The organism is Blastococcus sp. SYSU DS1021, assembly GCF_054050995.1.
In genome coordinates, this window is record NZ_JBJHAL010000029.1 from 46,686 (window position 1) to 56,888 (window position 10,203).

Genomic DNA, 10,203 nt, shown 5'->3' on the forward strand with positions numbered 1-10,203 from the left:
GGTTTCCGGTGAAAGCCTTTAGTCTCGGAACGTGACACTTCGCCCCGTGCCCGCCGCGGAGCGGCGCGATGCCCGCTGAACGCATGGATGGCCTGGCCACCGTCCTCGAGGCCATCCGCGCCAGCGGCGGGATCACCCAGCCGCAGCTGATGCGGGCGGTGGGGCTGGGCCGCAGCGTCGTCGCGCAGCGCGTCGCCGAGCTGCAGGACACCGGTCTGGTCGTGTCCGACGGGCTGGCCGCGTCGACCGGGGGTCGGGCACCGAGGCGGTTGCGCCTCCGCGCGGAGGCCGGCGTCGTCGCCGGCGTCGACATCGGGGCGACCGGCATGGTCGTCGGCCTCGCCGACCTCGCCGGCACGGTGCTGAGCAAGGTCGAGGAGCGCATCGACGTCGCGGACGGGCCGGAGTTCGTACTGTCCCGCGTCGAGCAGGTGGTCGAGGAACTGCTGCGCGCGCAGCCGGCCCCGCGTCCGCTTTGGGGCGTCGCGGTAGGAGTTCCCGGTCCGGTCGACGTCAGCACGGGGCTGCCCGTCGCGCCCCCGATCATGCCCGGCTGGGACGGCTACTCCATCCCGGACCGGCTCGGCGCACGGTTCGCGGCGCCCGTGTGGGTGGACAACGACGTGAACCTGCTGGCACTGGGAGAGCTGCGCACCAACCCGATGGCCGCGGCGGCGGGGGACCTCCTGTACGTGAAGATCGGCACGGGAATCGGTGCAGGTCTCGTGTCGGGCGGCCGCCTGCACCGCGGCGTCAACGGGTGCGCCGGCGACATCGGGCACGTGGTGGTACCCGAGGCCGGGGACGTCGTGTGCCGGTGCGGCAACCTTGGCTGCCTGGAGGCAGCGGCCGGTGGTGCGGCACTGGCACGCGACGGCCGGCGCCTGGCGGAGACCGGCGGGAGCCCGGTGCTGGCCGAGATCCTGGCGGTAACAGGGGTGGTCAGCGCCGCCGACGTCACGGCGGCCGCGGACCGGGGGGACCCGGCGGCGCGGGCGATGCTGGCCAGGGCCGGGCGGCTGGTCGGCAGCGCGCTCGCGACTCTGGTCAGCTTCTACAACCCCGCGATGGTGGTCCTGGGCGGCGGCGTCGTCCAGGCAGGGGACCACGTCCTCGCGGTCATCCGCGAGTCGGTGTATCGCCGGTCGCTCCCGCTCGCCACCCGGACCCTGCGCATCGAGCACTCGAGTCTGGGCAAGGACGCCGGGCTGGCCGGTGCCGTCCACCTGGCACTCGATGCGATCTTCGCGCCGCACCGTCTGCCGTTGTGGCTGCCGTTCCACAGCCCCTCGGCCTATCCGGAGCTCGCAACCGCCTTGGCCGGCGCCGGAGCCTGACCGGGGCTCCGGGCGCGCCGGGACGTGTCCTGCGTCATAGACAGCGCTGATGGAGCGCATCAGGACTCTTAGGTCCCCGGGCCGTTGACTTCCTCCGGCGATAGACAGAAGCATGTGGTTGGCATCACGCCGACAGCGCAGCCGCCCCCGTCGGGCGCCGCGATCGAGGCTTCCCGTCGTCGAGCCGGCGCTGCCGCCGGACGCGTCACGAAAGGCTCCTACATGAACCAGCAAGGCCATGGTCCGATTCGCCGTCTCGGCGCCCTCGTCGCCGTGCCCACGCTCAGCGTCCTCACCCTCGCGGCGTGCGGCGGCGGCGATGAGGACGGCGGTGCAGCCGGCTCGGGCGGTACCGCCGACAGCTTCACGTTCGCGTTCGAGAACGCCAGCGGTGGCGCCGAGAACCCGTGGCTCCTCCTCGCCGAGGAGTACTCCGAGGAGACGGGCGTCGAGATCGAGACCCAGCCGCTGCCGCCGGACAGCTACGGGCTGACGATCCGGACCCAGCTGCAGGGTGGGAACGCACCGACGCTCATGATGTTCGCCCCCGGCTCAGGCCAGTCGAGTTCGGTGATCCCGTTGGCCGAGGCCGGCTACCTGGAGCCGCTCGGCGAGGAATCCGCCGCGCTCGTTCCGGAGGGGAGCGAGTCCCAGTTCGGGATCGACGGAGAGATCTACGCGCAGCCGACCAGCCTCATCCCGGTCGCCGTGACCTGGAACGCCGGCGCCGCCGAGGAGGCGGGGGTCGAGTTCCCCGAGGACTTCGACGCCTACCTGGAGGCCTGCCAGACGCTGGCCGACGAGGGCAGGTCCATGGCGGTGATCGCGGGGGCGGTGCCGCCGAACCCCGGCCTGATGTCCATGGCCATCTCGGCGACGCGCGTGTACGCGGAGAGCCCTGACTGGAACGACCAGCGGGCCGCCGGGGAGACCTCCTTCGCCGAGAGCGAGGGCTGGCAGGAGACGCTGCAGACGGTCGTCGACCTCAACGAGGCCGGCTGCTTCCAGCCCGGCGCACCCGGTGCCGGCTTCGACGCCATCACCCAGGGCATCACGCAGGGCACGGCGTTGAGCGCCTTCCTGCCCGGTACCGCCGCCAGCGAGCTCTCCACTGCCACGCCCGGCCTCGAGCTCGACACCCGGGCCTTCCCGCCGGCCGACGGTGAGCCGTACCTGCTCGCCAGCCCCAACTACGTGCTGAGCGTCAACGCTGCAGCCGACGAGTCCGAGAAGCAGGCAGCCATGGACTTCCTCGAGTGGATGGCAGCCCCGGAGAACGCCGAGCGCGTCACCGAGATCCAGGGCGGTGTCCCGATCACCGGGCCCGGCGAGGACCTCAACCCGGCGTACGAGCCGGTGCGGGAGCTGCTCGAGTCGGGCAGCTACGCGCCCCTGCCGAACCAGGGCTGGCCGAACCCCAGCGTCTACGACGCCCTCGCCACCGGAGCCCAGGGATTGCTGACCGGTCAGAGCGACGTCCAGTCGGTGCTCGAGGCCATGGACCAGGCCTACGACCAGTAAGAGCTCACCAGCTGCGCTTCCGGATCGAGTCGAGGACAAGTGATGACTGCAACCATGGGCACTCCGCAGGACACCAGTCCCGTCGTCCGGGGCGCGGCGGCAGGCGCCGGGGGCGGGGGATCGTCCCGCTCCCGGCGCGCCCGCCCGCTCATCTCCCACGGCCGGTGGTGGTGGGCGCTCCCCGCCGTCCTCATGGTGGTGCTCATCCACTACGCGGCCACCGCGGGCGGTGCCTTCTACGCCTTCACCGACTGGACCGGGGTCGGCGACTTCGACTTCATCGGGCTGGACAACTTCCGGCGCATCTTCGCCGACCCGTCCATGATCGGGTCGATTCAGAACACGCTGTTCCTGGCGTTCGGGTTCCTGATCGCCACGAACGTCGTGGGCCTGCTCCTGGCGCTCGCCCTCAACCGCACCCTCAGGACGCGCTACCTGCTGCGGGTGCTCTTCTTCATGCCGGTCGTGCTCAGCCCGCTGGCGGTGTCCTACGTCTGGAAGTTCATCTTCGACTACAACGGCCCGCTCAACGGCGTGCTGGGCTGGGTCGGGATGGAGCCGCGCCTCTGGCTGGCGGACCCGACCCTGGCGCTGTGGGCGGTGCTGGTGGTCATGGCCTGGCAGACCACCGGCATGGTCATGGTCATCTACCTCGCCGGCCTGGCCACCGTCCCCGCCGAGATCGAGGAGGCGGCCGCGCTGGACGGCGCCAGCACCTGGCGACGCTTCCGGCACATCACCCTGCCGTCGATCCGGCCATCCGTGGCGATCGCCTCGACGCTCATGCTCATCCAGGGCCTGCGCGTGTTCGACCAGGTCATGGCACTGACCGGTGGGGGTCCCGCGGGCGCCACCGAGACGCTGGCCACGCAGGTCTACAAGGAGACCTTCGCGCTGAGCAACTTTGGTTTCGGCGCTGCCCTGGCCCTCCTGCTGACCCTGATCATGCTCGTCTTCGCCGTCCTCCAGCAGGCGGCCACCAAGGACCGTTCCTAAGGGGCCCGGATCATGTTCCGCTACACGAAGATGACGGCCCTGCGCGAAGGGTTCGTCTGGGTCGTCGCACTGCTGACCCTGCTCCCGTTCTACTTCCTCGTCATCACCGCGCTCAAGCCCGACGAGGAACTGCAGACCACGGGGACGTCGGAGCCGCCCGCTCGGCCGACTCTCGAGAACTTCTCCGAGGTGCTCACCGGCGGCGGGGACAACAACATCCTGATGGCGCTGCTGCACAGCGTCCTGATCACGCTCGGCAGCATCGCCGGGTTGGTCGCCTTCGGATCGCTCGCCGCCTACGTGCTGGCCCGCAGCACCGCCCGCTGGGGCAGCATCAGCTTCTACCTGTTCCTCATCGCCATCCTGCTGCCCACCCAGCTGGGCCTCGTGCCGCTCTACATCGGCGCCCGGCAGCTCGGCCTGGTGGGTTCGGTGTGGGGGATGGTGCTGCTCTACATCGGGACCCTGATGCCGCTGGCGGTCTTCCTCTACGCCGGGTTCTTCCGGAATCTGCCGCGCGACTACGAGGAAGCCGCGGCGCTGGACGGGGCCGGGCCCAGCCGGGTGTTCTTGCGCGTCGTGCTGCCGCTGATGGCGCCGGCCACCGGAACGGTCGCGATCCTCACCGGCCTCATCGTCTGGAACGACTTCTTCACCGCGCTGATCTTCCTCGGCGGCTCGGACAACCAGACGCTGCCGGTGTCGATGTACTACTACGTCGGCTCGCTGGTCTCCGCCTGGAACAAGATCTTCGCCATCGTGATCATCTCGATGGTGCCCATCCTGGCCTTCTACCTCTTCGCGCAGAAGAGGTTCATCCAGGGCTTCGCCGGCGGGATCAAGTAGTCCCTCGGTCCCGCCGCGCCAACTTTCCCGCGCGTGCGCCGCACCCTGCACCGCCCCAGCCGTCCGGTCGCGCTCGTCCACCGGCGGTCCCCACACCAGCCCGTGGCCGCGTCCACCTGCCTCGCGAGGAGTTCCCATGGCCGACAACCTCCGTGCCGGCACCGCCAGCGGCGGGTTCACCGGCACGTGCACGGCCGAGCCATCCGCCGGGGTGGTGGCGTCCTCCCCCGCGTCGAGTCGGCTCGGACCGGTGGCTGGATCGAGGTCGGCGCCTGACAGGCCGCAGCTCGGGATGACCCTGTTCTCGCTGACGCCGCAGTGGCGGGCGGGCGCCGACGTGGTCGAACTGCTGGAGCGGGTGGCCGCCGCTGGGTGCGGCCCGGCGGTCGAGCTCATCGGCCACCAGGCCTGGCGCGGCTTCCCGGCGGTCACCGCGGAGGACGAGCGTGCCTTCCGCGACGCCGTCGGACGGCTGGGCCTGGTGCCGGTCGCGCTCGGCGTCTACACCGACCTGTTCCGGTACCCGGGGCGGCCGATGACGGTGGAGCAGGCCTTCGACGACATCGCCCACCAACTGGCGGCCGCCGCACGGCTCGGTTTCCCGATGGTGCGCGCGACGCTCGGGATGGCGCCGTCGCTGCTGCAACGGGTCTCGGCGGAGGCGGAGCGGCTGGGGGTCGTCCTCACCTTCGAGGTGCAGGGCGCCACCTCACCCGACAGCCCCGCCGTGGTGGAGCTCGCGGAACTGCAGCAGCGGACCGGCAGTCCCTGCCTCGGGTTGACGATCGACTCCAGCCTCTCCACGCCCGCGTTGCCCGCAGCGCTCGGCACGGCGCTGCGCAGGCTGGGTCTCGCGGCACAGGGCGTCGCCGCGGTCGACGAGGCCTGGGAGCAGGACGGACCGATCGGCCCGCGCATCGCAGCCGCGCTGGCTGTGATCGCGGGCCACCCGCGCGAAGCCGAGCTGACCCCGCTGATCGCCGGGGTGCTCGGCCGATGCGGCCGGACGGCTCCGGGGGAGTGGTCGGAACTCCTGCCGCTCGTTCGGCACGCGCACGCCAAGTTCTGGGACCCGGACGTCGAGGCCGTCCGTGACCCGCACGAAGCGTGGTTGCGAGCGCTGTCCGCGGCCGGCTACCAGGGCGCCGTCCTCAGCGAGTGGGGTGGCCACGAGCTGCTCGAGCAGGGCGAGGCCGATGCGCTGGCCGCCTCGGCGGCGCACGTCGCGCTCCTGGCCGAGCTGACCGGTGCCCGGACGGCGGTGACCGCATGACGATGACCGAGGGCACCCTGCGCTCCGATGCGGTCTCGGCCCGCGACGGCCGCCTGCACCTCGCCGTCCGCCTGCCCTGGTACCGGTCGCTGGCCCTCTCCTGCCTGGAGACGATCGAGGTCGCCGTCGACGGTGCCCAGGTGCCACTGCGTTCCATCTCGACCGGCGGTTTCACCGGCCCGGTGGCCGACGCCGGCGGGTCCGCCGCCTGGTGGGACCTGCGCGACGCGCTCGACGTGGCGCTCGACGCGCCGGGTGTCCCTGGAGCGACTCACCAGGTCGGGCTCGCCCTCGCCGTGCGGATCCCCTACATCCAGCAGGCCCCCGGCGTGCCGCTCGTGCAGCGCGCAACCGCCCAGATCGAAGGGACCGTCCGATGAGCCGGCTCACCGTCGGAGACACCGCTCCACCGATCGCGCTGCCCGGCACGGACGGCGCCACCGTCCGGCTCGACCCCGCGAACCATGCCGCGACGGTCGTCGTCTTCACGGCCAACGGCTGCCCCTACGCGCGGGCCTGGCACGACCGCATCCAGGACGTCGTCCGGGACTACGGCACGCGGGACGTCGCCGTCCTGCAGATCATCAGCAACGACGAGTCCGACCACCCCGAGGACTCCGCGGAGGCGATGCGGCGGCGGGCCGATGCTGGTGAGGTGGCCGGGCCGTTCCTGCGGGACGTCGAGCAGGTCGCCGCCCGCGCCTACGGCGCGACGGCCACCCCGGAGGTCTTCGTGATCGACCGGCGCGGCATCGTGCGGTACCACGGCGCGCCGGACGGCGACCACGACGATCCTGCCCAGCGCGCCGGCTGGGTTTGCGAAGCGCTCGAGGACATGCTCGCCGCGCGCGCGGTGGCCAGGCCGGTCACCTCTCCGGCCGGGTGCTCGATCAAGTGGCGGGTGGAGTTGCGCTGGTGGGCCGGCTGCCCCACGCGCGTGCGGGCCGCCCAGGTGCTGCGGGACACCCTCGCCGAGCTGGGACGGGACGAGGTGACCGTGGTCGAGCGCGAGGTCCGTGACCGGGAAGAGGCGCAGCGGCTGCGGTTCCCCGGCTCCCCGACGTTCGTGGTGGGGGGGCAGGACCTGTTCCCGACTGCGGCGCCACCGGCGCTGACCTGCCGGGTTTACACCCGTCCGGACGGCCGCGGTTCCCCGCTGCCCGACACCGCCGACCTGGCCGCAGCGCTCCGCGCCGCGCTGGTCCGGCCCTGGGAGCTGCCCGGCTGGGTCGACTTCCGCACGCAGTCAGCAGGCCCGTCCCGAACCACCACCGACTGAGGAGCAGTCATGGCATCGATCACGTTCGACCACGTCACCAAGCGGTACCCGGACGGGACACAGGCGGTCTCGGAGCTCGACATCGCCATCGCCGACGGCGAGTTCCTCGTCCTCGTCGGGCCCTCGGGCTGCGGCAAGACGACGGCGCTGCGCATGGCCGCAGGCCTCGAGGAGATTTCCGACGGCCAGCTCCTGATCGGTGACCGGGTCGTCAACGACGTCCACCCATCCCAGCGTGACATCGCCATGGTCTTCCAGAGCTATGCCCTCTATCCGCACATGACCGTGCGCGAGAACATCGCCTTCCCGCTGCAGTGCTCGGGGGTGGGCAAGGCCGAGGCGAAGGCGCGCGTCGAGCGGGCCGCGGAGGCGCTCGGGCTGACCGACCTGCTGCACCGCAAGCCCAAGGCGCTCTCGGGCGGTCAGCGGCAGCGCGTCGCGATGGGACGCGCGATCGTGCGCCAGCCGCAGGCCTTCTTGATGGACGAGCCGCTGTCGAACCTGGACGCCAAGCTGCGCGGCCAGATGCGCGCGGAGATCCGCGGCCTGCAGCGTCAGTACGGCGTCACCACGCTCTACGTCACCCACGACCAGGTCGAGGCCATGACGATGGGCGACCGGATCGCCGTGCTCCGCAAGGGGCTGCTCCAGCAGCTCGGCACGCCCGACGAGCTCTACGACTCACCGGCCAACCTGTTCGTCGCCGAGTTCATCGGCTCTCCGCCGATGAACGTCATGAGCGCGATGGTGCTCCGCACCGCGGCCGGCCACGAGCTCGTCCTCGGCTCGCAGCGGCTGCCGCTCCCCGCCGGTCTCCTGAACGCCTACCCCCAGCTCGCCGGCACCGACGCCACCCCGGTCGCCCTGGGCCTGCGTCCGGAGGCGCTGCGGGATCCCGCCAGCGCGGCTCCCGACGCGCTGCGGCTCGTCGCCGACGTCGAACTCGTGGAGAACCTGCCGCCGGAGAAGCTGGTCCGCCTGCGGCTCGACGCCGCCCCCGTGATCACCGAAGCGATCATGGAGATCGCCGAGGACATGGACCCCGGCGCCTCGGGCGACCTCCGCAACCACGCCGGCGGATCGGTGCTCCAGGCGCGGCTGCCCGGGACGTCCGCCGTGCGCGAGCGCACCCGTGCCGAGTTCGCCGTCCCGCCGGCCGCCCTGCACTTCTTCGACCTGTCCACGGGACAGGCCATCGCCCCGGCCTCACCGCGGCTTGCCGCGGTGACCGTCTGAGAGAGGACCCCGTGACACCACCGGCCCACAGCATCAAGCGGGGCGTCAGCCTCTACTCCTTCCAGGAGGAGTACTTCCTGCGCGCCCTGTCCGTCGAGGACTGCATCCGTGAGGCGGCTGCCTTCGGTGCCCGGGGGATCGAGATCATCCCCGAGCAGATGATCCCGGGCTACCCGCACGTCACCGACGAGTTCGTCGACTCGTGGTCCAGCTGGATGGAGAAGTACGGGACGACGCCGGTCGCCACCGACCTCTTCCTCGACACCAAGCGGTACCCCGACCGCTGGCTGACCCTGGACGAGCAGGTCGCCTCCTTCCACCGCGACATCGACATCGCCGTCCGGTTGGGTGCCCGGGTGGTCCGCGCGATCATCAACACCCCGCCCGAGGTGATGGAGGCCGCGGCGCCCTACGCCGAGGACGCCGGCGTCCGGCTGCTGCTGGAGGTGCACGCGCCGTTCCACTACGAGCACCCGTGGATCCGCCAGCACCTCGAGGTCATGCACCGCACCGGTTCGCCGGCGCTCGGCCTCATGCCGGACATGGGCACGTTCGTCGAGCGCTTCCCCCGGGTGGTCAGCGAGCGGGCGCTGCGTGACGGCGCCAAGCCGGAGCTGGTCGACCTGATCGTGGCGACCTACGACGACCACGGCGACACCCATGCGCTGATGGACATCGTCAACTACCGCGGCGGCGGCTCGGTCGACTTCGGGCTCGCCCGGCAGGCGACGCACTACATCTGGACCGAGCCGAAGTCGATGCTCGAGCACATGCCCCTCATCGGGCACATCCAGGCGAAGTTCTACGAGATGACCGACGAGGGGGTCGAGTACTCGATCCCCTACGACCGGATCGTCCCGGTGCTCGTCGAGGGCGGCTTCGACGGCTACCTGTCCAGCGAGTACGAGGGCAACCGGCACATCCAGGACGCCTTCCCCGTCGACAGCATCGAGCAGGTCCGTCGCCAGCACGCCATGTTCGCCCGCCTGCTCGGAGAGGACTCCTGATGTTCGACCAGTACATCGTCTGCGAGGAGAACTTCCGTCCCCTGGACGACGGCCGCACCGGCGGGGTCGTCGAGGTCCGGATGCCGTACTACCGCGGCCTGGCCCTGTCCATGGTGGAGGCCGTCGACCTGGTGCTCGACGGCCGGCCCGTCCCGCCGTCGCGGACCACCTTCACGGTGCACGGCAAGACCTACACCTTCGACGAGCTGCCGCACACCACCGACGACCGGTGGGAGATGGGCGAGCGGGCGCAGCTCGCCTTCGAGACGGACGAGCCGCTGGCGCCGGGTGAGCACGACATCGCCGTCGCGGTCCGACTCCGCATCTCCTACATGCCGGTGCCGGGTGGGGGCCGCGACAGCAAGCGGCTCACCCTCGCTGCCTGATCTCACGCCTCCCATCTCACGAGGAGCTCCCGCATGACTTCCCCCGGACGTCCTTTTCTGGGCGTCGGCCTGATCGGCTACGCCTTCATGGGCGCCGCGCACTCGCAGGCGTGGCGCACCGCCCCCCACTTCTTCGACCTGCCGCTGCGGCCGGAGCTGACCGTGCTGGCCGGGCGGGACGCCGCCAAGGTCGCAGAGGCCGCCGGCAAGCTGGGCTGGTCGAGCACCGAGACCGACTGGCACCGCGTCGTCGAGCGCGAGGACGTCGACCTGGTCGACGTCTGCACCCCCGGGAACACCCACGCCGAGATCGCGATCGCCG

At 71.5% G+C, this 10,203-nt stretch carries 11 protein-coding genes; all 11 read left to right on the top strand.

The genetic code is table 11. The features are described from left to right. Nucleotides 1–68 precede the first annotated feature (68 nt). Nucleotides 69–1,337: an ROK family transcriptional regulator gene (locus ACI8AP_RS18250; RefSeq protein ID WP_456590782.1), complete on the top strand. Its 1,269-nt coding sequence runs from the start codon at nucleotides 69–71 to the stop codon at nucleotides 1,335–1,337. 273 nt (nucleotides 1,338–1,610) lie between these two features. Next, nucleotides 1,611–2,858: an ABC transporter substrate-binding protein gene (locus ACI8AP_RS18255; protein ID WP_456590783.1), complete on the top strand. Its 1,248-nt coding sequence runs from the start codon at nucleotides 1,611–1,613 to the stop codon at nucleotides 2,856–2,858. Nucleotides 2,859–2,900: 42 nt separating this feature from the next. Beyond that, on the top strand, nucleotides 2,901–3,854 hold the full coding sequence (locus tag ACI8AP_RS18260) for a carbohydrate ABC transporter permease (protein ID WP_456590784.1): 954 nt from the start codon (nucleotides 2,901–2,903) through the stop codon (nucleotides 3,852–3,854). A 12-nt stretch (nucleotides 3,855–3,866) separates the two neighbouring features. Then, nucleotides 3,867–4,700, top strand: a complete 834-nt coding sequence (locus tag ACI8AP_RS18265) for a carbohydrate ABC transporter permease (protein WP_456590785.1) — start codon at nucleotides 3,867–3,869, stop codon at nucleotides 4,698–4,700. A 292-nt stretch (nucleotides 4,701–4,992) separates the two neighbouring features. After that, nucleotides 4,993–5,973 carry a sugar phosphate isomerase/epimerase family protein gene (locus ACI8AP_RS18270; protein WP_456590786.1) on the top strand — a complete coding sequence of 327 codons (981 nt, stop codon included), beginning with the start codon at nucleotides 4,993–4,995 and terminating at the stop codon, nucleotides 5,971–5,973. Beyond that, on the top strand, nucleotides 5,970–6,353 hold the full coding sequence (locus ACI8AP_RS18275) for a C-glycoside deglycosidase beta subunit domain-containing protein (RefSeq protein WP_456590787.1): 384 nt from the start codon (nucleotides 5,970–5,972) through the stop codon (nucleotides 6,351–6,353). Before ACI8AP_RS18270 ends, ACI8AP_RS18275 begins: the two co-directional genes overlap by 4 nt. Continuing rightward, complete coding sequence (locus ACI8AP_RS18280) at nucleotides 6,350–7,252, top strand: thioredoxin family protein (protein WP_456590788.1); 903 nt, start codon at nucleotides 6,350–6,352, stop codon at nucleotides 7,250–7,252. The genes ACI8AP_RS18275 and ACI8AP_RS18280 overlap by 4 nt, the downstream gene beginning before the upstream one ends. A 9-nt stretch (nucleotides 7,253–7,261) precedes the next feature. Next, the gene (locus tag ACI8AP_RS18285) at nucleotides 7,262–8,488 is read left to right on the top strand and encodes an ABC transporter ATP-binding protein (RefSeq protein WP_456590789.1); all 1,227 of its coding nucleotides are present in this window, start codon (nucleotides 7,262–7,264) and stop codon (nucleotides 8,486–8,488) included. 11 nt (nucleotides 8,489–8,499) lie between these two features. Continuing rightward, nucleotides 8,500–9,495, top strand: coding sequence for a sugar phosphate isomerase/epimerase family protein (locus ACI8AP_RS18290; protein ID WP_456590790.1), 996 nt, complete (start codon nucleotides 8,500–8,502; stop codon nucleotides 9,493–9,495). Then, nucleotides 9,495–9,881, top strand: a complete 387-nt coding sequence (locus ACI8AP_RS18295; protein ID WP_456590791.1) for a C-glycoside deglycosidase beta subunit domain-containing protein — start codon at nucleotides 9,495–9,497, stop codon at nucleotides 9,879–9,881. Before ACI8AP_RS18290 ends, ACI8AP_RS18295 begins: the two co-directional genes overlap by 1 nt. Before the next feature lie 33 nt (nucleotides 9,882–9,914). After that, nucleotides 9,915–10,203 (top strand): Gfo/Idh/MocA family oxidoreductase (locus tag ACI8AP_RS18300; protein ID WP_456590792.1); only part of this gene is annotated, 289 nt, incomplete at its 3' end.